Genomic DNA, 22,076 nt, shown 5'->3' on the forward strand with positions numbered 1-22,076 from the left:
ATAAGAAAGCCAGCCTTTACTGAGTTTTCCCTGTCATTTTCGCAGTTAACGCACCGTAATCATTGATGGTTTTATAGCTAATCGCACCATTCGCATTGACAGGCACATTAATAGATACCTCACCAAACGGAGGAACGAGGGTATTTTCCAATTTCACTGAACCGACATTGAGATCTGTCACTGTGGCGTAATACGGTGTTGGATTGATAACAGACAGCACTTGAGCTTGTCGTTTGAAACGCAATGCTTCAGCAACGGTATCCGGAGAAACCGATAAACCGGTTGGGCGATAATACAATTTGATACGGCTGATAATGGCAAGTTGCAGCGTATTTTCGTTCATCTGAGCCTTATCCATCGCCGGTATCGCTTTAACGTTTAACCAGAAAAGGCTTTCTCTATCTTTCGGTAGCTGGTTATTTGTTGCATCAATAATGCGTAACGTATTTTCTTTTTTACCTTTCATCGAAAACAGTGGTGGTGTAATCGCAAATTGGTTATCTTTCTGGCCGTTAGCGTTTTCTACCCATGATTGGATAAGAAATACACTTTTGTCATCATTATTTGTTACGGCAAGTTGAACCTGCTTTTGATCCGCAGGATAAATTACGCGAGTTGCACCTAATGCAACCCCTGCATAGACCTGAGTGGATACACCAGAACAGAGTAAGATAAATAAGGCTGTAATAAGTTGACGAGTTATTCTTGTTTTCATGTTTACATCTGTCCTTCTTTGACTAAAAAAATTTAAAATATCTGTGACTATTTTTTTTAGATTCTTATTCATAGGTTAGCGAGAACAATGCTTGTGCATTGGCCTTTCCACCGGTAATTTCATAGCTAGTCGCACGATACTTAGCGACAAAATGTAATGTCATATCACCATTGGTGATGCGATCAATTCTTCGAGGTGTGCTGTTTATAGGAATCAACGTATTGGTTGAATCAAAAATAGCTAATCCCACGCCTTGCGCAGTATTCGGTTCATCACCAACAGAAAATATATCGGGGTTCTTATCATTCGCGACCCCAGAAAAAGTGATGGAAACATATTCACTGACAGCCTGAGTACATTCTCGAAGATGAATATCAAAGATAACGGGTGCCGTATCTTGACCCGGAGCATGCAACATATTGGTTCGCAGTTGCCCCATGTTAACGGTCAAAGTTCGATCTGACGTTTCGACACTACAAGCCTCTGCAATCAACACCCCTTGAAAGCGCATTCCGCCGCCGGGAAGCTGAACTTTCCATTTATTTCCAGCTTGCAGAAATGGGGAAAACAGAAGCAGTAGACCAAGCATCAGCCCTCTCATGAATATTCACCTTTTTAGTTTCGTTTATAAAAAACCATCCTTGGTTTATCTAACTCGATATCCTTAACGTTTTTTAGTGATTATTCGTATTGAACAGCAAATGTTGCATCCGCATTAGCAACACCCGCAGTGGTTGCACCCAATGCGAAGTAGCGAGCTTGGAATGGCAGCACGTTAGCACCATCATTTAACGTAATCGGGCTACCAAATGTTGCACCATCCAGACCTAATGGTACGCTTTTACCATCTAAAATTTGGATACCAACATTTGTTGCTGCACCTGAAGCAGAAGAAGCAACGGATAATACTGTTGGGTTAGCTGCGTTAGCAGATACGCCGGTGAAAGCAACTTTTGCAGAAGTTGCAACTTCAGTGTCACAGTCATTCAGCTGGATATTGAAACCAACAGGACCACTGGTATCGCCTAATTTTGCCAGCTTAGCGGTACGAACTTGACCAAGGCGAACAGTTTGCTCTACAGAGCCAGCATCAACAGCACACGCTGCGTTTACTAACTCACCTTTAAAATGTACAGTGCCGCCATTAACTGTTGTGGTTGCAGCAAAAGCAGCAACTGAACTTAAAGACAGAGCAGAAACAACAACAAGTGCTAATGATTTAACTTTCATAAAGATTCCTTATGTTTATGTTTATTTATTGCAAAAATTAATAATACAAGAGGGTTAAATGACGCCTGATAACACCATAATTAAAATGATCGAATTTAATTGAATTACGATTTTATAATTCAATTAAATTTAAATGTTTTTTAGATGCTATTACCTGTTTTTTGAGTTCCCGTGTTCATAGGGATCAGCAAAGCATTTTATTTGCTCAAAAAAAATATCGATATCATATCTATTCATCTCTAGAGCATTGAATAGGATCATTAGCTTATCAAACGTTATATTATTAACACCATTTTCATAACGTGATATTTGCTGTTGGCTGACATTAATTCTTTTCGCTAATTCAGTTCCGGTTAATCCAGTTCTCCTACGATAAGACTTCAACATTTTGCCAATATTATTTGATAGCGGATCATTCTCTTGCATACTAAACCTCTCAAATCATTTTAGTTGACTAATTTTATGTATTGTCGATAAAGGAAATATTCGTCAACTCTTATTAAGGTATAGAATGATACTTATAGTTAAAAATTGGTTTTTCCGATCAAATAAGTGATATTTGATAGCCAGTAACTATTATGAGTGCTAATTTTGATCGGTTTTTTCGATCAACTCAGCTAGAGAGTAAAAAAAAGTCTTTATTTATTATAAGTCTAACCAAAGTTAAATTTGACACAAAAAATGAAAATCGAATTTAGACATTTAGACGTTAAAAATCAATTACGCGCAATTCGCGTAATTTAGAAACAATAATTTACAATAAATAAGTAAATTCCACATAAAATAGAAAAAACAAAAAACTTGATCTAGATTTTGAATATTTAATACAAAACAAAAATATCCGAAATAAGAGTTTTTTTAATAATCAGTCATAAAAAGACTGATTGCAAAATAAGATAGATAAAAGAATAAAATAATCAAAACAGAAATAACCAACAATTATAGACGCCAAAACAATACACTAAAAAGTTATAATTATGTAAAAAAAAATATAAAAAAAATGACCTCGATCAATAATCAATATAGTTTACTAATATATAAAATGACATTTTAATTAGAAAAAAATTCTATATTTATAATATTTGAAAGGTTATTAATAAGTTGTTCTTCATTTAGAGGCACCAACTCACCATGAGAGTATTGTCAATAATTATTAATGATTCGCATTCACAACGCTTTCAGGGCAATCCCACCATTCTAGATTTCCCCCCTAATCCATAACCGTTCCAATAGGTAAGAATAATTTTAGAATTTTAATGAAAGATTGAAATCTGATGTGAGCACTTCACAGGAAAAATGAGCATTGAAAAAATAGACTATGGACCATCACGAAGGGTACTAATGAGACTACGCTTCCAATATGGCAAGTAATTAGCCCGTACTTTTCTAGCCAAACGTATAAAAATATTGCTGATAAATGTCAAAATACGATTTAGCCTTTTGCTCAATAACATCAACTAATGAAAAAATTCGTAGTAAAAAAAGAATGCATCCACCCCTAAATTTTTATTTAAAATAAGATAAACCAAAGGATTAGCATATTTACTATTATGATGAAACGGATAAATGCTTAATTGAAAATAGTCGAATTCTTGATGGGAATTTTAGATTCCATTATCGAAATAGGCCTAAAAACAACTCAATCAAGAATAAAACCCCAGTATTTTCAAGTGATTGAGATTATCTTGAGGTATATCAAATCAATCTAAGGTCAAATGAAAATTTGATTTGCCTTTAATAAATTATCACTTTATTAATATAAGGTAGTCTCTTATTGTTATTATTAATATTTGATATGTTTTTATTGGTTATGAATTTAGTTTCTCATCATAATTAGACTGTAATAAACCGATGTTTCTCGCTCTATTCAAATCATAATTAGACTGTAATAAATCAATGTTTATTTTTTGTTATATTTAAATTAGAAAGAGTAATGCAAATGAAAGAAAAAATTGAAGATTATACTGGGCCTGCTGCAGGCTGGGGGGCAGTTAAAGCCGTTGCTGAAGCGATACGCGAGCAAATGGAAATAGTGCCAGATATTATTACCATGTTTGAAATGAATAAACCGCAAGGTTTTGATTGCCCTGGCTGTGCATGGCCAGATCCTAAACACAGTGCATCATTTGATGTTTGTGAAAATGGTGCGAAAGCCATGGCATGGGAAGCGACAGCAAAAAAAACCACACCTGAATTTTTTGCGAAACACACTGTCAGTGAATTGTTAACATGGGCAGATTACGATTTAGAAAATGAAGGGCGCTTAACTCACCCAATGAAGTACAATGCTCAAACCGATCATTATGAACCCATAGAATGGAATGATGCATTCAACCAAATAGGTCAGCTCTTATCCCATTACCCCGACCCAAACTCTGTCGAATTTTATACCTCCGGTAGAACCTCTAATGAAGCCGCATTCTTATATCAACTTTTTGCCAGAGAATACGGTACCAACAATTTCCCTGACTGCTCGAATATGTGCCATGAACCAACCAGCGTTGGTCTTGCTGCTGCGATAGGGGTCGGCAAAGGAACGGTGTTACTGGAAGATTTTGATAAAGCGGATTTGGTTATTTGCATTGGTCATAATCCGGGCACTAACCATCCCAGAATGCTCAGCTCCCTACGGGAAATATCAAAACGTGGCGCTAAAATTATCGCCATTAATCCACTTCGAGAGAGGGGATTAGAACGATTTACCTACCCTCAAGATCCGATCGAAATGTTAACGCTTGAGTCTACCCCTTTAGCAGAACATTACTATAAAGTGCGCATTGGTGGGGATACCGCTCTAATGAAAGGTATCATGCGCGTAATTATTGAGCTACACGATGCCGCAGTAGCCAAAGGGCAAGCCCCAATATTAGATAATGAATTTATACAAAACCACACTGTTGGTTTTGATGCGCTTAAACACGATATTCTGTCTACCCGCTGGGAGGATATTTTATCTATTAGTGGTGTAACTCAAAGTGAAATAGAGCAAATCGCTCAGCTCTACATTGAAGCAAAAAGCACCATAATTTGTTACGGCATGGGAATTACTCAGCATCAACATGGTACTCAAAATATTCAGCAACTTGTCAACTTACTGTTATTAAAAGGTAATATTGGTAGAGATGGTGCAGGAATTTGTCCATTACGAGGTCATTCGAATGTACAAGGTGACCGAACTGTTGGTATCACAGAAAAACCAAGCCAAGCATTTCTAGATAAAATTGAACAACGTTTTGGCTTTAAGCCGCCAGCAGCTTTTGGGCATGCTGCGGTTGCAAGTCTGCAAGCCATTTCACAAGGTAGTGCGCGGGCGCTGATCTGTATGGGTGGAAATCTCGCGGTTGCAATGCCAGATAAAGATGCCTGTTATAGCGGAATGAAAAAACTCGATTTAGCCGTTCATATAGGAACAAAGCTCAATCGCTCACATTTGTTAACCTCAAAAAATACCTTTTTATTCCCTGTATTAGGGCGTACGGAAAAAGATATTCAAAAATCTGGACCACAAAGTATTACCGTTGAAGATTCAATGTCGATGGTACATGCCTCCCACGGGAAATTAAAACCTGCCAGCCCACATTTGAAATCTGAATGTGCAATTGTTGCTGGACTCGCTAAAGCGACTCTTCCTCACACGAAAGTTGAGTGGGATGAGTTTATTGATGATTACGATAAAATTCGTGATGCCATGGAAGCTATATTACCGGGTTTCGAAGATTATAATGCACGAATTCGTGTTCCTGGTGGTTTCCATCTAACCAATGCAGCCTCACAGCGTAAGTGGTTAACATCATCTGGAAAAGCTAACTTTATGACAACCAAAGGGGTTATTGAAGATCCCAAATCCGCAATACACAGTGAGTTAATTTTGGCGACGCTACGCAGTCATGACCAATATAATACGACGATTTATGGGATGAATGACCGTTATCGTGGTGTTTTTGGGCAACGAGATGTGATGTTTATTAGCGAAGCTCAAGCCAAAAAACAAAATTTATCTGCGGGTGATCGCGTCAATATTATCGCTTTAGATAATGAACAAAAGCGCACAAATCGCCGTTTAGATAATCTGAAGGTGGTGATCTATGATATGGCCGATCGCTGTGTTGCTACCTATTTCCCTGAAGCCAATAATTTAATTGCGCTCGATAATTTTGATCCTCAAAGTGGTATTCCAGCTTATAAAAACATTCCAATTCTTTTGGAAAAAGTGGATGTTGCCAGCTAGTTATTGTGCCCAGATAAAGCGGTCTTGATAACACATCGAGGCTGCTTTTTTTTGAAATGCTAGGCATATAAATGTCATTTTTGGGAATAATGGTTTGATACAAACTGAGCAGTGTAAGTTATAGCGCCCTTATCCTAGCTTTCAGACTGATATTGAAGGCTATACCACTAAATTCCTCATTTTGACCAGCCTCCCCCACTTAAATTTGTTTCAATACCATAAATGAAACAACAGTCTTAAAGCCATTGTGTTATTTTTAATCCAATCAAATGTGATTTACATCACAATCAATCACCCCCTAAGTCAAATTAAATGTTGTTTAATGTCATAAAAGTCACATTTCGACATATTTTTTTATACCTTCGATTTTAAATTCATAATTGTTACTAAGCATGTATCTATAAAATAAAGCATAGATGATTGAATTTTATTGTTTTTTTTAACTTCAATTAGAGGGCACCCTTTTAACATCAAGATTTCAAAATGTAAGTGTTAATAAATGTTATTTTTAATACTTAATTCTGTATTCGACTCTTAAAGTGACAAAAAATGAAGTTTATCACTACCAATTTTAAGCACATTACGAGTAAGGATATCGCAACCTTTTGTTATTTATTTAATTTAACAAAGCTAGCGTGTTAGTAATATGTAAATCATGCTTTAAATGAACAAACTCATAAATTTCCTACTATTGTTTTTACTCATATATTGTTTAAAAATAAAAACAGATTCGTGCTTACGCATTTGTTTAATATGTTTTGAAATTGATTCTTATGTAAGGTTTATGATGAGTTTGAAAAAAATAGAGAGAATTACAGAATCATTTTCTCAAGCTATCGCAGATGAAATTGCAAGCTTAAGAAGGAAAAGATTATTATCAGGTAGACAATTAGGTTCACTCATTGGAGTTTCCCAACAACAGATTTCACGCTATGAAAATGGTATCTGTGAAATAACGTTATCTACTTTATGTATTTTGCTTCATTACTTGGGTGTATCTTTAGAAACATTCTTCTTCTTTGTTTCTGAACGTATAGAAACTAAGGAACCTGAGCTTTACGGTGAGTTTAATTTATTATTTGAGCAACATGGTGCTCTAATTTCAAAATAAATCACAGTGGATTAATAACACTATATTAGCGTTAAATTTAACTTTATTTAAATTAAACCAACTTATTAATTAAGATTAATATTATTAATCCATAAAAACCATTAAATTAAAAATCCATTTCTCATGGATATTTTCTATTTATTTCAATAAATATTTTTAATATGGCTTTATTTAAAGCTATCTATTTTTTTAATTAATTAAGTCAAATTAGATTAATACAAAAATCATTGTAGACACGCTTGCTTTTAGCTCAATGAGCGCGTCTGTTTTTGCTGTGAATGTGGGTAAATGTATCGCCACCTTCACTGGTTTCTTGAAGTACGTTTTATTTCGTTTTTTATTTTTTATATATAAAGGAATTTCAATATGGCTTTTAAAAAATTAGCGTTAACAACATTATTCGCTGGCGCTTCCTGTGTAAGTTTAAACGCAATGGCTGCACCTTCTGCAGAAGTGACTTTGCAAGGGATCCTGACCAACACAACTTGTGATGTCACTATCAATGGCGGTAAATCAGTCTTAAACGTAGGTGTTTTAAAAACCTCAGTGGGTGAATCAGATTCAGACTTTGCTGCTGTCAATGCAATGTCCTCTACACCCGTTGATATGCCGGTTACTTTAGTCGGTTGTACCAAGGGTGAAAACGGCAACCTGATCATTCAAGGTATTACTTCAGTGGGTAACAACGAACATAACCTCTTTGTTTCTGACGATTCGAAAACCGTTGGTTTTATGATTAAAAACGAAGCTAATGCCACCGTCACTAATGGCGAAAAAATCGCATTTGGTGTTGGTGCAGAAAATACTGACGCTCAATATACCTTCAAAGTCGGTATGGCAACGACAACAGATTCACCTGATGCAGGTTCCTACAGTGCACCCATCTTAGTTGCTTATATCGTTGACTAATTCGATTTAATTAACTCAGTAGACTGAGGTAAGGCGGGCGCCGTCTTACCTACATTCTGCCACAAAGACTATGAGGATAGACAAATGCGAAACAACCGATTTATACAAGGGATCTGCGCTGGCTTGCTATTGCTATCTGGTTCATCGATAGCAGGGATCGCTATCGATACCACTCGAATTATCTTTTCAGAAAGTGATAACACCACCGGAAAAAGTGTGGGGATCACCAGCTCGAGTCAATCACTCACGCCTTATTTAGTCAAAGCACAAATTTTGCGAACCCCCTATGGTGACAATGGTGAGACTCCCTTTGTGGTGACTCCTTCGTTATTCCGATTAGAGTCAGGTTCGACCAATCAAGTTCGCATAATGAAAAAAAACGTGGTGCTCCCGCAAGATAAAGAATCTGTTTTTTATTTTCGTACCGTCGCGATGCCGACCAGCGAAAAAGGGCTGAATACACCACAAAATAATATTGATGGCGCCGTACAAGTTTCGACGGGAAATGTCATCAAGCTGTTTTATCGCCCGAATCATTTAGGCATGACTCAGCAACAAGCCATGAAATCGCTGAAATTTTCAAGTGTGAATAATGGGGTTCAAGTGTCCAATCCTTCCCCGTACTACATCACATTAGACAGCGTAAAAATTGCCAATAAATCCGTTCCTTTGAGCACAACAAAAGGAAATAACATGATTGCGCCTTTTGGCAGCATCACCTATTCCCACGTTCAACGACAAGGCACTGTTGAATGGAAAGCCATTAATGACTATGGCGGAAAGGACCAGTTTCATGCGCAAATTCAATAAATTACTCATTGTTTTTTTTGCCATGTTACTTAACAGCTGGCACGTGGCACTGGCAGAAAATACCGAGATTAAAGCAGTAATCACCGATGATGTCGGGTGTGAAATTCGCATCCCCAATTCATTGCAATTTACACCGATGCGTACATCCGATTTTCAAGGCGCGGTTACCACGCATCAAATTAAGCCATTGAAAGCACAATTTATCTGTGTGGATAAAACGGGAAATCTCACCCCAAAAATTACGTTACAGGGAAATACCCCCTATAACGAAAGCACCATTTTCTTGGATGGAACCCCAAACAGCACAGGGTTTATGTTACGCCTCAGCGACGGCACGCCGCTCTCCTTGAGTGATTTTTATGACACAAGCAAAGCCTTTAAACGCGGTGAACAAATTGCCTTAACACCACTGACCAAAGAGAACTATCACCAAACTGAAGAGACTTTTCTCGTGGGTTTAGTGGGGCCCGTGGATGGGGAGGCTATCCCCGGTGAGTTCTCAGCTTCGTTGACGTTTAACCTTATTTTTCAGTAATACCTAAAAATAGGAACTCATCATGACACTGACTAAAAAGTCACTCTATTCCCTGCTCATTCCCACCGCATTGTATGCGGCAAGCATGGGGCAATCCGCAATGGCGGCAACCACGGCAACCACCAAAATCAGTGCCAGCATTGTCGGTGGTGGCTGCCAAATTACGGCGCCATCTACCGTATCAATCCGTAATGGGGATCTGATTCCCGCAGAAGAAATCACAACGACCAGCGATATTAGCGAGCCCTTTGATATCACTATCCTTGGCTGTAAAGGTTACGGATTGACCCCCTCGATAACTATCGAAGGGGACTCTGATAGCACCTCAGGAAAAGACCTTTTTGTCAGTACAGGCAGCACCAGTACAGGTTATGGCATTTTATTATCCACAGAAGGTAATACTAATTTTACTGCTAATGACAACCTCGCTACCGATAAAAAAATCACGGCGCTAGCCACCAAAGAATGGTCTAAGACCTTTGCCAACACATTGGATGGAAAAATCCCACTGAAGGCGGCGGTAAGCTGTGGAACATGCACCGCCAATGACTTACAAGGTGGTGAACTGACCGCCTCATTAACATTTAATTTTTTCTATAACTGATTTTGAAGGCTGTTAATAACAATGATACGAAAACTTTCTTTCTTTAGCGTGATTGTAGGGTTGCTATTACCAGCCGGTGAATTACAGGCAGGAAGTGCCTCAACGACCGTCTCATTTTCAGCTTTTTTTTATGGCGGTAGCTGCGATGTGACAGTACCAAATACCGTCACGTACAACAATGGTGCGCCACTGCCCTACGATGAGCTCCCAAACAATAAGCAAAGTAGCCAATTCACGTTAACCCTCACAGGGTGCCAAGGCTATTTTTTAACACCCAGAATTGCGGTCAAAGGAAATACGTTCGCCGCAGATAACAATGAACGGCTCTATGCCGATGCATCCAGTACCACAAAAGGCTATGGCGTTAGGCTATCCACCCCCGGAAATACGCTTTTTAATGCCAATGACAATACTGCGAAATCCGGCAATGAGGTCATTACCATCAAGACATGGCCATCGGGTGGAACCAGCAATGTGGAGAGATTAAATAGCTCACTTGATTTTACTGCCGTGCTTGCCTGCGGCACCTGCACGGCCAGTGACAATTTGCAAAATGGTGAACTCACCGCAACCGTCACGTTTAGCTTCTTATATGACTAATTGGGTAATAAGTATGTTTTCAAATCGTTTCTCTGACTATCGCGCTCTAATTATTTTATTGATATGCAGCAATTTTTCGGCGCTATCTTTCGCAGCAGAAGGCGGACTGCGTTTAGCCCAAACTCGCGTCATATTCGATGCAGCAAACCCAAATGCCAAAATTGCCATCAAAAATAGCAGCCCACAGGTTTACTTAATCAAAGCCGATGTCATCAATACCCCCGAGGGAAATGCACACAAACCCGCGCCACCATTTATTGCGACACCACCGATGTTCCGCTTAGAAAAAGAGAGCCAAAACACGCTGCTCATTGTTCGTAATGGTACCGCGGAGCTACCTACGGACCGAGAATCCGTATTTTATTTAAGTTTATTAGCGATCCCCGCCACCACAAAAGCTAACGCCCCCGAAGGCGAGATGACTAGCGCTCAAGTTTCTGTGGGGATCCGCAACGTTATCAAACTATTTTATCGCCCGAAAGGGTTACCCATGAGCATCGAAACTGCCTCAAGCCAACTGACTTTTCGCCATCAAGGTCAACAGCTCGAAGTCAGCAACCCAACGCCTTATTACATCACGTTAGCGCAGTTGAGTGTCAATCAGCACCCCATTGATGTACGAGAACTGGGCCCTATGATCGCGCCCTTCTCCACACAAACTTACCCCGTAAAAGGCGGTGCCACACACGCAGAGTGGAGAGTCATCACCGATTATGGGGATATGAGCACTGCCTATCAGGGGAATATTCAATCAGGAGCTACTCGCGATGAACAACATTAATTTATTGAAGATTAAAAAGCCTGTGTTATATCGCCTGGTTAGCGGAGTCGCCCTATTGACTGCACTTTTTACCCAGCCTGCATGGGCAAATAACCTACAAGACCAAATCAATGGGCTAACGCTGCATTCAACCCGTGTGATTTACCCCCATGATGCCAAAAATGGGGTGACGTACACGCTCACCAATAATACCGCGATACCCTATTTATTACAGGCGCGCCTATTACCGTGGGAAGGGAGTTCATCAAGCAAAACTACGGGCGATACAGCAGATGCAAACCTGACGGCATTTATTGCATTACCGCCGTTACAACGCTTCGAACCGGGCGAAACGCTCACATTGCGTATTCTTCAAAAGCATAATTTATTAACGCAAGATAAAGAGTCGATTGCGCAGTTGTCACTGACTGCGATCCCCGCACAATCAAAAGATGCAGCTGAAGGCGCGCAAATGATCCTTGCGGTACAAAATAACTTGAAGCTGTTTTATCGCCCTGCGGGATTACCGGAACATAATCTCGATAATATCGCCGAACAGCTGCAATTTCAGCGCACGAAAAATACGCTAACGCTGAAAAACCCGACGCCTTTTTATGTCACGTTAGCGTCACTGTCTGTGGGGAAAAACGCCCTGAATTTAAGTCCCTCACGCATGGTTCCCCCCTTTGGTGAGGCGCAATGGCCCCTTGATGCCAGCCATGTCGCAAACGACATTCATTGGCAGTTAATGGAAGACGATGGCGGAACCAACCAAATGAGAACACGCCAACTCTCAGCAATGTAACCGCACTATACAGATAAACAAATTCACCCGATGCTCATAAGCAACGGGGGGGTTCTTGCATTCGCAAGATAAAGGAAGACCATGAAGAAAGCCCATAAAATTGCGGGACATCAGCCAAAAATTCCCTTTTTCCGTTATCACCCGCTGGCGTGTTTATTGCTATTTGCAATAGCCCCAACACAAGCAGAAGATTACTTTGACCCCAGTTTTTTAGGGGTGGTTGGTGAAAACACAAACGTGGATTTATCCGCCTTCTCACAAGCCGGTGGCGTTGCCGAAGGGGAATACACCGTTTCCGTTTTTGTTAACCAACAAGATGTGGGGCAATTCACACTCAATTTTATCAAAAATGCCCAAGGTGAGATTGCGCCTGAATTAACCCCTGCACAGCTCGACACTTTTGGTGTCAATGTGCCGCAAATTCCCGTACTGAAAGACTTACCCAATGACGAATTTATTTCAGATCTCGGGGCATTGATCCCGCAAGCAACAACGCGATTAGATTTATCACGCTTGCGATTAAACATCAGCGTGCCGCAAGTGGCGATGCAATCTCAAGTCAATCGTAATGCAGATCCTTCATTGTGGGATGATGGTATTCCCGCATTAATGGCAAACTATAACATCAGCGCAGGTCGCACAACGAGCCGTTATGATCACGGCAAAAAAAATCAAAATACTAACGTATTTGCTTCCGCACGATTGGGCGCTAATGCGGGACCGTGGCGTCTACGCAGTAACCTCACACACTCTCGTTTCGAATACAGTGGGAGCGGTAATCAATCCGCCACAACCAATACCCAAACCTACTTTTCAAATACCACGCTATCACGGGATATTCGTGCATTGCGCTCAACATTGTTAGTCGGTGAAAGCAGTACGGGCAGTGATGTGTTTGATGGCGTTCCCTTTAAGGGCGTGCAGCTGACCTCCAACGAGCAGATGTTGCCAAGCCAATTACGCGGCTATGCTCCAGCAATTAGTGGCGTTGCCAACAGTAATGCCCGCGTCACTATTCGCCAAAATGGCAATATCGTGTATGAGGCCTATGTGGCACCGGGACCCTTTTATATCAATGATATCCAGCAAGCGGGGTTATCTGGAGATTACGACGTCACGGTCACGGAAGCTGATGGTTCAGAACGCCAGTTTGTGGTGCCTTATTCATCCCTTCCCGTTATGTTACGCCCGGGAGGTTGGAAATATGAAATTGCCTCTGGTCGTTATGATGGCGGCTTAACCACGAGCTCCCGTCGCTCTGACTTTATTCTCGGTACCGCCGTTTATGGACTGCATAACGATGTCACGGTGTATGGCGGTGCTTTGCTGGCAAAAGATTATCAATCACTGAGTGCAGGAGCTGGGGTCTCTTTAGGGGACTTCGGTGCCGTCTCCACTGACGTCACTCACTCATCCGCAAAATTTACTTACTCTAACCAAGTTGCCAGCTCCAGTGAGCGAAAAACTGGGCAATCCTACCGTATCCGTTACTCAAAAAGCTTAATGGCAACAGGCACGTCGGTGGATTTAACCGCATTACGTTACTCCACGGAGCATTTCTATAATTTCAGTGAATTTAACAGCCAAGGTTATCGCCTTGAGGATGGTCTCAGCCCATGGACTTTGCAGCGTCGTCGTAGCAGCTTCCAAACCCAACTCAGCCAACAGATGCAACAGTATGGCTCACTGCATTTTCGCGCTAATCGTGATGATTACTGGGGTAGCAGCCGAACCTTAACAGGCTTATCCATGGGCTACAGCAACAGCTTTAAAGGGATCAGTTATGGTGTGAATTACAATATCGACCGCGTAAAAGACAGCCACAATAACTGGCCGGAAAACCGCCAGCTCTCCTTTAACTTAAGCGTGCCGTTTAGTGTGTTTACCCAAAACCGTGATTTACAGTCGATTTATGCCACCTATTCCATGAGCCAAGACCAAAATGGTCGCACACAAAATAATAGCGGTCTCAGCGGCAACATGATGGATGGCAAGCTGTCTTATGGCGCGTCACAAAGCTGGGGAAATAAAGGGCAAATTGCGAACACCAACCTGAATGCCGGCTATCAAGGCAACAAAGGCAGCGTCAGTGCAGGTTATAGCTATAGCAATAATTCCCAGTCAATCAATATGAACGCCAGCGGTGGTGCTTTGCTGCATTCCGAGGGGCTAACCTTAAGCCGCTCCATGGGGGATTCTGTCGCGCTGATCAGTGCGCCGGGTGCCGAGGGTGTCAGTGTTAATGGCGGAACTGCCGTGACCGATTGGCGAGGCTATGCTGTGGCGCCTTATCTGTCCGACTATAACAAAAACAGCATTGGCTTAGACCCAAGTACGCTACCTGAAAACGTCGATTTACCGCAATCCAATACCAACGTTTACCCAACCAAAGGCGCGGTGGTGAAAGCGAATTTTCGTACCCGTATCGGCTACCAAGTGTTAATGACCTTAAAACAAGGTGCCAAATATGTGCCATTTGGGGCGATTGCCACCTTAACGTCCGATAACAGCGCTGAAAATATTAGCAGCATTGTCGGGGATGCAGGGCAGGTGTACCTCACGGGATTACCCGAAACGGGGGAATTGTTGGTGAAATGGGGGGAAGCTGCCGCACAACAATGTCAGGTGAGTTTTGATTTGCGCTATGTTGACATCTCTGCAGACATGCCAATTCGTCAAGTGACCTATACCTGCGGTACTGAAAGTAGAGCTGAAGTGGTGTTACCTGCGAAAGAACCCGTTAGCTTTGCTTCAGAGATACAGACATTAGATGACCTAGCGAATGAAGAAAAATCTCCATTTTCACAATGGACAAACTTTGGGTAATAAAAGGATTAATAAAATATGAAATATTATTTTTATAAATTGATTGGGAGTATTTGTTTCTTTTTGCTAGGTCAGCCTCACGCTTTATCTCTTAGCGGACCTTCTGGTGAATATGATATAGGCGATGGTTTAGTATGGAGCGATGCTGTTAATGATACATATCGTTCAGCAACAGGTTGGGGGTACCAAACTTTGATGGATCAAAGCTGTTTTGCCTTTAATATTCGTAGTACAGATAATAATACGGTTTTTAATAGTGCAAGTACAACATATACATCCTCAGATGGTAAATATACGGGATTAAAGATTGCTGAAGACATCCTTTTTATTGTAAAGGATGCTACAGCCAATACCTCTGGAGGAGGAGGGCAAAATGGTGGAGCCACGTTTAATTCTTATGGAAAGACGACTGCTACCGGTAGCGCAGTGATCCAAAAGTCTCCATTTACATATTGTGTTACAGGGACATCTTATAATAGTTTTCCTAACCCGATGGGGGCAGGAAGAAGTCTCTCTTTTAATGGGACGGTGGCTATTTATGTGGGGCCTAATGCACAGTCAGGGAAGTATAGCATCCCTGCTTTTTATGCTGGCCTATACATGGAAACAGGGATCCCCCTTTCCTCAGCAGGATATATTACAGTAAAAACGCCGTTATCTTGCTCTATTTCTACACCACCTACGATTGATTTCGGCAAGGTCAATGTTTGGGATTGGGAAGGTAATACCTCTGGTACACCAGGGGGGAATCGTAAGGATGTTTTAGGGGTGGTTGATGGCAATTTTTCCATAAATTGTACTGGTAATAATAACGTTGTTACTCCCGCTAAATTAACACTTACGGGAACACTTCAAACATACTCGAACGACTTAAAAATGACGATGGATGCCACTGGTGAGGTTGCTCCTGCAACTGTACGAGCCTCAATTAAATCAATAACTTCTCCCTGTAATATATCTGGGACCCATTTTGGTTCTGGCGGCCTGACCCCACCATCAAATGAAGTTGATTTAGGCGTGCTCACTACCGGTTCACACCAAGTGCCTTACCGTTTTAGCCTCTGTGCGCTTGGAGAAGGTTTTAAATCTGGCGCCGCTTCTGCCACCGCCACCGTCACCATTGATTGGGAATAACCTGCCTAGCTGCTTAGTGGTTTTAACAACAAACCACTAAGTTTTTATAATCCAAAGATAAGAATCTCATGATATTTACTCACCACCACTGGTCTTTCCTATTATTACTAATGGGAATTTCGCTTCTATTGTGCCGCCCTGCACTTTCAGTCACATCGCCAACATCCTTAGAGCAAATTCACGACCTCGGCGTGCAATCCATCAATGGAGATGGCGTGCCTATCGATCTCGCCAAAGGGCGTTACTATATTCAGCAATCCGCATTGCAGGGTTACCCTCTCGGTCAATACCATTTGGGAATTCTGTTTTTCACTGGTGAAGGCGGCCCTCAAAACTCAGTCTGTGCAACGTGGTGGCTGGAAAAAGCCATCGACGCGAATAATGAAGTGCGTGAAAGAGCGCAACAAGCCTTGAATGACATTCAGGAAGATATCGTTATCACAACAAAAGTCGTTGATGAACAACGTTGCCAACAATATTCATACAACTTAATCAGTTTACCTATTACCAAGCCCGCTCAAGCAGAACTGCAAGTTAACGCTATCGAACTTTCCGCCGAGGAAAATCATGCGCTACTGGAAGCTTTAAAAAACCGCCAACCGCACCGGATTTATACCACATTGCGTCGACTGCAAAATGCGCTGACTAAAATATGGCAACCTATTGCCGAGCACCGTGAACGCCTGATGCTAGCCGCTGCACATAAAGCTCATACTCAGCAACAAACTATACCAGCAGAGAACAAAACCGTTTCTGACGAACCGACTGAAGTGATCATTCCCCTTGTATTACCACCGTCAGAACAAAAAGGTAAAACTGAACGGGTAGAATCGATGTCAATCGACATGCCTAGCAAACCCATAGAAGAGACGATCCCAGCAACGAAAAACGCCTCTGTACATACTAATTTAGGCGGCGATATTCGCTCTGCTGCTCCTCGCCATTACACATTACAATTAGGCAGTGCGGGCAGTGCTGAAGGGCTTTATGACCGCGCTCGTCGACATAAATTGAGCAATTATTTGGTGTATGAGGCCATCAGAAATGGTCAACAATGGTATGTTTTGGTGTATGGAGAGTATCCAACGATGAGTGCAGCCAAACAGGCCTTAATAGCACTGCCGCGGGGTCTACAAAAAGATAAACCTTGGGCCCGTAGCCTAAAACACGTTCAATCTGAATTACACTAAACCTATTTTATGGGATCGCTTCAAAATCGTATCCCTTTCCCCCTCTAATCCAGAATGATGTATACTTGCCGGCAGGAAATTTATTCACGGTTAAATAATGATGAAAGAAACTGAAAAAACACAAATCAAAACGCTTAGCGACCGCTTAGACCTTGTTCGTCACCAGATGGCAAGTATGCAGCTGACGAACGAAGCAGAAAAATACGCCGAACTTGAGAAAGAAAAAGCGACGCTGGAAGTTGAGATCGCTCGCGTGAAGGAAACTCGTAACAAGAAGCTCAGCAAAGAAGCACAAAAGTTGATGGATATGCCATTCAAGCGCCCGATCACGAAGAAAGAGCAAGCGGATATGGGCAAGCTGAAGAAATCCGTACGAGGCCTCGTTATTGTCCACCCCATGACGGCATTAGGTCGCGAAATGGAGCTGGATGCTATGACAGGTTTTTCTAAAACTGATTTCTAGTTAGAAAATCAACCTAACTAAAAATTTATCATGACCGACTAATACTGGCAGGTTCTTAATCTCCTTTGCGTTATTATGAACTGTCAGTCATTAGCCCCAATATTTGCTGTGTCCGCAGTTGTTTGGTAAAACCGAATCTTCAACTAACCCCCTCAGTAAATACCTGACTAATATGCTCGCTGAGCGTGGCTTTACCCTAAAGTTCACAAATCATGGTTTGAGACAACCACAACGTTTCGTATTCAAAGCGGCATTCGACTATATTCTCCGCATCACTTAGCAACAGAAAAAACGTGGTTTTTAATGGTAGTAAATACCAACTTTTATAGAGAGAAATCAGCTAATCTTGCAAAAAACACATTAATTCTTGCCACTCTGGCTTAAGTCTATTTTTGAAATATAACGTACAGAGATCTCTTTTAAATTTACCAAATATGCTTTGCTCTTTATTTTTCAATATACCAATATCTTCCCATAATTCATCCGCATCAAAATAAGTCCATACCGAAGGTACAGGAGATAACAGATTACAGTAACAAATAGGAGCAACATACCGACACAGCATGACTTGAACATACTCAACGGGAAAATGTTTTGCGACTGAGGCGATATATTGATAATCCACCCGATTGTCCACAAATATGTCGGATAATGCCGCACAGAGGTCTTTGTCTGTAAACAGTTGACTTGTATTCACCACATCACTTCTTTTGCTTACTTGTTTTCAGTAAAAATATTGCTGATATGCTCACTAATCGTGGCTTTAGCTTTACCGTAAAGCTCACAAATCCAGGATTGAGATAACCACAGCGTATCGGATTCAAAGCGGCATTCGACGCGAGTTTGACCATCAACACTACGAAATAAAACAAATTCACCCTGTGGTGCTTCCGGAAGATTTTCACTCATCAAATTGCCCCCAATTTACGAGCTAAGAATAAATTATGACCAACAATATACTATGTCACCACAAAAGATAAGGCTGACAAAAATAGCCATATTCTCCGCATCACTTAGCGGCAAAAAAAAACGCTATTTGTGATGGTCGTAAATACCAACAAACATCCGCAAATTAGGACAAGCTCTAGAGAATTGGATTGATTAATTAACAAGAAGTTTTTGAGACGTGACGAAAGAAGCAAATCGTGGCGATCACAGGAGTCGCATTTGGTGAGTAATAGTGTTGATATTAAATGAGTTTATTGAGATGGATAAATAGCAGTGCCCCCATTAATGCCCCCAGATTGGTTTTTGAGGGGGATGGGAGATGGAAAATTTCTTTTATTATGTACTAATTATCCATTAGCTCAAGCTCACGTTATCTTTGGAAGAGTAAGACCAAAACAAATATGCTGGTGCTAGTTAATCAACAAGCTTGCTGGTCGATAAACCAGATTAGTAGTAATTCTAGTATTACTTTGCTTATAGTTCAGCATCTGTCCCCAGCCCAAACAAGATTATTCAGGGAGACTTATCCGAGTGATAGACCCTTGCGGCTGAAATGCTGGAAAATTAGACCTTACATTTCCATCAGGCAACAAATAGTAATGAGCTGCATTTTTGAAAATTGAAGGTGATAAAGGAATAAGTGCGTTAGGATTGTGATAAACATCTAACCCTTCAATCCATAACTCCTGATAACTTTCATCATTAACGTTTAAATCAAACTGCAACGGCTTTGTGGCATTAGGATCTAGATCATACTGTGTTCCGACCCGCCTCATCTGAGTTCCCTCGGGAGCAAAACTATTAATTAATCCCATTCTATTAAATTTACCAAATGACGCATCGTTTGAAAATATAACAGCACTTATATGTTCAGAGTTCTCCAGATTGAAAAAGCCAGAAGGTATAACTTTATCACCCCATCTATGTTCGTCAATTCGTCGTGGTAGTATTTGTAATTGACCGTTCTCATCATGCTGCCATTCATGAATATAACCATATAGATAATATGCCAATGAGACTTTAGAAATTTTTCCTGATTCAGGACTTAAGCAATCAGTAATTGCAAAAACCAAAGGTTTTCCAACACATGCTTCCTTTAACCAGTACTCCTTTCTCAGTTTGGAAAATAAAGCGCTACCGAACTTGATTGGGTAATAGTTACGCTGAATATTTTCTAATTCTGCTAGGGAAGATGACACTGGAATGGATTCGACTACGCCTCGTGTCACTGTTGGGTTTACAGTGGTTGCTTCTACACAAAAACGACTATAGAAACTATCACATATAAAATCAGGAATAGCCTCTCTTGGCTCAATTATTACATCATTCTCGATGAGCATAGCAAATAAATACAACTCCCAAATCCGCTGCTTAAAGCCGGTGGTTTGAAACTGCTCGATAAAATTTCCATCGGCATCCTCGTGCCATCGCATCATTGGCTCAATAATATTTTTTGCGGACAAATGCATTGGGTTGTTAATCAACTCATCAAATAAAGGGTCTAGTCTATCTTTCGTCCCTCTCAACGGTGTAAAGAAGTCAACTGGAGTTGGGGGATTAACTTCATCCTGATACTGTAAGCGAATACTATCAATATTCGAGTGACATTCTTCAATTCTTCTGAATAAAGCGACCTTTGCAAGCTCAATATCAGAGAAAAAGCTTGTCAGAGCTACATGACGATACCTTTCCGCTTCATCTCTTGCCATTATATTTCCTGCATATTCACCATCAATACTATCAAATATCATACAGGCCACAATGCATAGATCATCTGTTTGATACCAACTAACCTCTTCGCTAATAAGCTTAACATCTGGATTCCTCGCATAAGCCGCAAGAGCATTAAATCTTGATTCTTTGATTGATTGAATATCCACGCAATCCCACCTTATGAAATTAATTAGCGTGACCTGCTTGCCTCTCGACTAATTTGGTAAGAAGTTAACAGTGTCCACTTTTGGATGTCTATCTGCCTGTCTAAGATTAGTTCAGCTAAAACAACAATCATTTAAAACATAGAACCACAAAAACTATTCGGCATTTCTTTATCTATTGTTTGTCTTTGCTTTTCTCCACGATCAGCTATTGGGTCATGGTTTCTTAGCTGGCTAATTTAGCTAAGTCTGGTTAGGTTGGGCTTCTTTCGACGGTGCAATCCAAAAAATCCCTAGTCCGTTGATTGGTGCTCTTATCAGGTACGCACTGTAATCTTTCGATACCGCAGCGTGATTCGGAGGCAGAGCCGGAATTTCGTGTTCCGGTACGTTTTACTACCACAATTTGCCTGTTTATCATTTCGGAGACCGGGCTAAGTCCGAGTCAATCAAGTGGTGCATAGAGTGTTAATGTCGTTGAATGGTTTTAAGGAAGTCGTGACAAGCGAGCTTCCCATTGCTAAAATTGGAGTGCGAATCGGAATCTTAGCAATGTATGCACAAGATTTAGAGTACCAGAGCCTCATGACGCTGTCATGGGGCTCTGGTACATCTGGAGCCTGATAAAGCCGCAGACTCATCTGAACGTAGTAAGTGAATGAGTTAGGAGACGTAATTAGACTGGCCCCTTAGATCTCCAGACAGTTGGTATCACTTAAATTAGTGATAATCTTAATACTAGTTTTTAGACTAGTTCTTGGAGATAACATGATGCATGGTCACTCTATTTCTGCATTACACATCTTTGTAACCCTGCCATCCGGTAATTTTTATAAAACTAATATAATGCAAATGTGCACTTAGGCGTTTCTTTACTTCGATCAGAAACGGTGCGTAAATTCAAAGGCAACAAGTCTCCGAGTATGGGCTGTTTCACTCCCCATAAGATATTTTATCATGCCTGCACTCCGACACCCTGCCAACGTCTCACGGTCGGCTAGAAAATTTCTGGTAAATCTAAGAACCCCCCACATATGAAGTCATTTTTAGAGCCAGCAGCCATTACGCTGATCCTTGATTCGGATGATTTCCCGATGAGCACAACCCATCTCTCATTCTGATATTCCCATCCCGCGCCATCAGCATCTCCGTAGTAAGGAACAACAATTCGAGTATTGTTCGGCGTGATGATTTCCGCTCGGTCTTTGTATGGGATGACCATGGATATTTTTCCGTTTGGCTTCCCATCATCTCCAACTAGCCTACAAGGAATTTCAAATCCATATGCATATGAAGAAAGAGAGTATATTAATGATATGGTTGCTATTAGT

At 41.0% G+C, this 22,076-nt stretch carries 20 protein-coding genes and 1 pseudogene; 13 read left to right on the top strand and 8 right to left on the bottom strand.

The genetic code is table 11. The features are described from left to right. Positions 1–16: 16 nt before the first annotated feature. From PROVRUST_RS06515 to PROVRUST_RS06530, 4 genes are all read right to left on the bottom strand, one after another. Complete coding sequence (locus PROVRUST_RS06515; RefSeq protein ID WP_039854655.1) at positions 17–715, bottom strand: fimbria/pilus periplasmic chaperone; 699 nt, start codon at positions 713–715, stop codon at positions 17–19. Positions 716–779: 64 nt separating this feature from the next. Beyond that, positions 780–1,316, bottom strand: coding sequence for a fimbrial protein (locus PROVRUST_RS06520; protein WP_006813951.1), 537 nt, complete (start codon positions 1,314–1,316; stop codon positions 780–782). Between the two features lie 80 nt (positions 1,317–1,396). After that, positions 1,397–1,945: a type 1 fimbrial major subunit FimA gene (fimA, locus tag PROVRUST_RS06525; protein WP_006813952.1), complete on the bottom strand. Its 549-nt coding sequence runs from the start codon at positions 1,943–1,945 to the stop codon at positions 1,397–1,399. Between the two features lie 150 nt (positions 1,946–2,095). Continuing rightward, positions 2,096–2,371, bottom strand: coding sequence for a helix-turn-helix domain-containing protein (locus tag PROVRUST_RS06530; RefSeq protein ID WP_006813953.1), 276 nt, complete (start codon positions 2,369–2,371; stop codon positions 2,096–2,098). Positions 2,372–3,884: 1,513 nt separating this feature from the next. Between PROVRUST_RS06530 and PROVRUST_RS06535 the strand changes: the two genes are divergently transcribed. The 13 genes from PROVRUST_RS06535 (at position 3,885) to PROVRUST_RS06595 (ending at position 17,920) form a co-directional block, all read left to right on the top strand. Further along, a complete protein-coding gene (locus PROVRUST_RS06535; protein WP_039854656.1) occupies positions 3,885–6,173 on the top strand; it encodes an FdhF/YdeP family oxidoreductase in 2,289 nt (762 codons plus the stop codon). A 787-nt stretch (positions 6,174–6,960) separates the two neighbouring features. Beyond that, complete coding sequence (locus PROVRUST_RS06540) at positions 6,961–7,284, top strand: helix-turn-helix domain-containing protein (protein ID WP_039854658.1); 324 nt, start codon at positions 6,961–6,963, stop codon at positions 7,282–7,284. Between the two features lie 366 nt (positions 7,285–7,650). Beyond that, positions 7,651–8,193, top strand: a complete 543-nt coding sequence (locus tag PROVRUST_RS06545; protein WP_006813957.1) for a hypothetical protein — start codon at positions 7,651–7,653, stop codon at positions 8,191–8,193. Between the two features lie 84 nt (positions 8,194–8,277). After that, positions 8,278–9,003 carry a fimbrial biogenesis chaperone gene (locus tag PROVRUST_RS06550; RefSeq protein ID WP_006813958.1) on the top strand — a complete coding sequence of 242 codons (726 nt, stop codon included), beginning with the start codon at positions 8,278–8,280 and terminating at the stop codon, positions 9,001–9,003. Further along, the gene (locus tag PROVRUST_RS06555; RefSeq protein ID WP_006813959.1) at positions 8,987–9,538 is read left to right on the top strand and encodes a fimbrial protein; all 552 of its coding nucleotides are present in this window, start codon (positions 8,987–8,989) and stop codon (positions 9,536–9,538) included. Before PROVRUST_RS06550 ends, PROVRUST_RS06555 begins: the two co-directional genes overlap by 17 nt. Positions 9,539–9,560: 22 nt before the next feature. Continuing rightward, complete coding sequence (locus PROVRUST_RS20500; RefSeq protein ID WP_006813960.1) at positions 9,561–10,142, top strand: fimbrial protein; 582 nt, start codon at positions 9,561–9,563, stop codon at positions 10,140–10,142. Positions 10,143–10,163: 21 nt separating this feature from the next. Continuing rightward, positions 10,164–10,742, top strand: a complete 579-nt coding sequence (locus tag PROVRUST_RS20505) for a fimbrial protein (protein ID WP_006813961.1) — start codon at positions 10,164–10,166, stop codon at positions 10,740–10,742. Positions 10,743–10,755: 13 nt separating this feature from the next. Continuing rightward, on the top strand, positions 10,756–11,523 hold the full coding sequence (locus PROVRUST_RS06570) for a fimbrial biogenesis chaperone (protein WP_119246295.1): 768 nt from the start codon (positions 10,756–10,758) through the stop codon (positions 11,521–11,523). After that, positions 11,510–12,307, top strand: a complete 798-nt coding sequence (locus tag PROVRUST_RS06575; protein ID WP_006813963.1) for a fimbrial biogenesis chaperone — start codon at positions 11,510–11,512, stop codon at positions 12,305–12,307. Before PROVRUST_RS06570 ends, PROVRUST_RS06575 begins: the two co-directional genes overlap by 14 nt. 81 nt (positions 12,308–12,388) lie before the next feature. After that, complete coding sequence (locus tag PROVRUST_RS06580; protein WP_006813964.1) at positions 12,389–15,133, top strand: fimbria/pilus outer membrane usher protein; 2,745 nt, start codon at positions 12,389–12,391, stop codon at positions 15,131–15,133. A gap of 18 nt (positions 15,134–15,151) precedes the next feature. Then, positions 15,152–16,267, top strand: coding sequence for a hypothetical protein (locus tag PROVRUST_RS06585; RefSeq protein WP_006813965.1), 1,116 nt, complete (start codon positions 15,152–15,154; stop codon positions 16,265–16,267). A 68-nt stretch (positions 16,268–16,335) separates the two neighbouring features. Beyond that, a complete protein-coding gene (locus tag PROVRUST_RS06590; protein ID WP_112835839.1) occupies positions 16,336–17,457 on the top strand; it encodes an SPOR domain-containing protein in 1,122 nt (373 codons plus the stop codon). 100 nt (positions 17,458–17,557) lie between these two features. Further along, complete coding sequence (locus tag PROVRUST_RS06595) at positions 17,558–17,920, top strand: YibL family ribosome-associated protein (RefSeq protein WP_039854928.1); 363 nt, start codon at positions 17,558–17,560, stop codon at positions 17,918–17,920. Positions 17,921–18,260: 340 nt separating this feature from the next. Here PROVRUST_RS06595 and PROVRUST_RS06600 read toward each other — a convergent pair whose 3' ends face one another. From PROVRUST_RS06600 to PROVRUST_RS06615, 4 genes and pseudogenes are all read right to left on the bottom strand, one after another. Then, positions 18,261–18,617, bottom strand: coding sequence for a DUF7079 family protein (locus PROVRUST_RS06600; protein ID WP_148449423.1), 357 nt, complete (start codon positions 18,615–18,617; stop codon positions 18,261–18,263). Positions 18,618–18,637: 20 nt separating this feature from the next. Then, positions 18,638–18,829, bottom strand: a pseudogene (locus PROVRUST_RS06605) (hydroxyacid dehydrogenase); the annotation flags it as partial. A 548-nt stretch (positions 18,830–19,377) separates the two neighbouring features. After that, complete coding sequence (locus PROVRUST_RS06610; protein ID WP_006813972.1) at positions 19,378–20,748, bottom strand: hypothetical protein; 1,371 nt, start codon at positions 20,746–20,748, stop codon at positions 19,378–19,380. Positions 20,749–21,742: 994 nt separating this feature from the next. Further along, entirely contained in the window at positions 21,743–21,967 is a 225-nt protein-coding gene (locus PROVRUST_RS06615) for a hypothetical protein (RefSeq protein WP_039854661.1), read from the bottom strand. Positions 21,968–22,076 lie beyond the last annotated feature (109 nt).

The organism is Providencia rustigianii DSM 4541, from assembly GCF_000156395.1.
In the GTDB taxonomy this organism is placed as follows: domain Bacteria; phylum Pseudomonadota; class Gammaproteobacteria; order Enterobacterales; family Enterobacteriaceae; genus Providencia; species Providencia rustigianii.

Bases quoted from the DNA above. Each gene is read 5' to 3' on its own strand.
- PROVRUST_RS06545 (WP_006813957.1), top strand. From the start codon at position 7,651: ATGGCTTTTAAAAAATTAGCGTTAACAACATTATTCGCTGGCGCTTCC.
- fimA (WP_006813952.1), bottom strand. From the start codon at position 1,945: ATGAAAGTTAAATCATTAGCACTTGTTGTTGTTTCTGCTCTGTCTTTA.
- PROVRUST_RS06535 (WP_039854656.1), top strand. From the start codon at position 3,885: ATGAAAGAAAAAATTGAAGATTATACTGGGCCTGCTGCAGGCTGGGGG.
- PROVRUST_RS06540 (WP_039854658.1), top strand. From the start codon at position 6,961: ATGAGTTTGAAAAAAATAGAGAGAATTACAGAATCATTTTCTCAAGCT.
- PROVRUST_RS06590 (WP_112835839.1), top strand. From the start codon at position 16,336: ATGATATTTACTCACCACCACTGGTCTTTCCTATTATTACTAATGGGA.
- PROVRUST_RS06520 (WP_006813951.1), bottom strand. From the start codon at position 1,316: ATGAGAGGGCTGATGCTTGGTCTACTGCTTCTGTTTTCCCCATTTCTG.
- PROVRUST_RS06550 (WP_006813958.1), top strand. From the start codon at position 8,278: ATGCGAAACAACCGATTTATACAAGGGATCTGCGCTGGCTTGCTATTG.
- PROVRUST_RS06595 (WP_039854928.1), top strand. From the start codon at position 17,558: ATGAAAGAAACTGAAAAAACACAAATCAAAACGCTTAGCGACCGCTTA.
- PROVRUST_RS20505 (WP_006813961.1), top strand. From the start codon at position 10,164: ATGATACGAAAACTTTCTTTCTTTAGCGTGATTGTAGGGTTGCTATTA.
- PROVRUST_RS06575 (WP_006813963.1), top strand. From the start codon at position 11,510: ATGAACAACATTAATTTATTGAAGATTAAAAAGCCTGTGTTATATCGC.
- PROVRUST_RS20500 (WP_006813960.1), top strand. From the start codon at position 9,561: ATGACACTGACTAAAAAGTCACTCTATTCCCTGCTCATTCCCACCGCA.
- PROVRUST_RS06555 (WP_006813959.1), top strand. From the start codon at position 8,987: ATGCGCAAATTCAATAAATTACTCATTGTTTTTTTTGCCATGTTACTT.
- PROVRUST_RS06580 (WP_006813964.1), top strand. From the start codon at position 12,389: ATGAAGAAAGCCCATAAAATTGCGGGACATCAGCCAAAAATTCCCTTT.
- PROVRUST_RS06615 (WP_039854661.1), bottom strand. From the start codon at position 21,967: ATGGTCATCCCATACAAAGACCGAGCGGAAATCATCACGCCGAACAAT.
- PROVRUST_RS06585 (WP_006813965.1), top strand. From the start codon at position 15,152: ATGAAATATTATTTTTATAAATTGATTGGGAGTATTTGTTTCTTTTTG.
- PROVRUST_RS06570 (WP_119246295.1), top strand. From the start codon at position 10,756: ATGTTTTCAAATCGTTTCTCTGACTATCGCGCTCTAATTATTTTATTG.
- PROVRUST_RS06530 (WP_006813953.1), bottom strand. From the start codon at position 2,371: ATGCAAGAGAATGATCCGCTATCAAATAATATTGGCAAAATGTTGAAG.
- PROVRUST_RS06515 (WP_039854655.1), bottom strand. From the start codon at position 715: ATGAAAACAAGAATAACTCGTCAACTTATTACAGCCTTATTTATCTTA.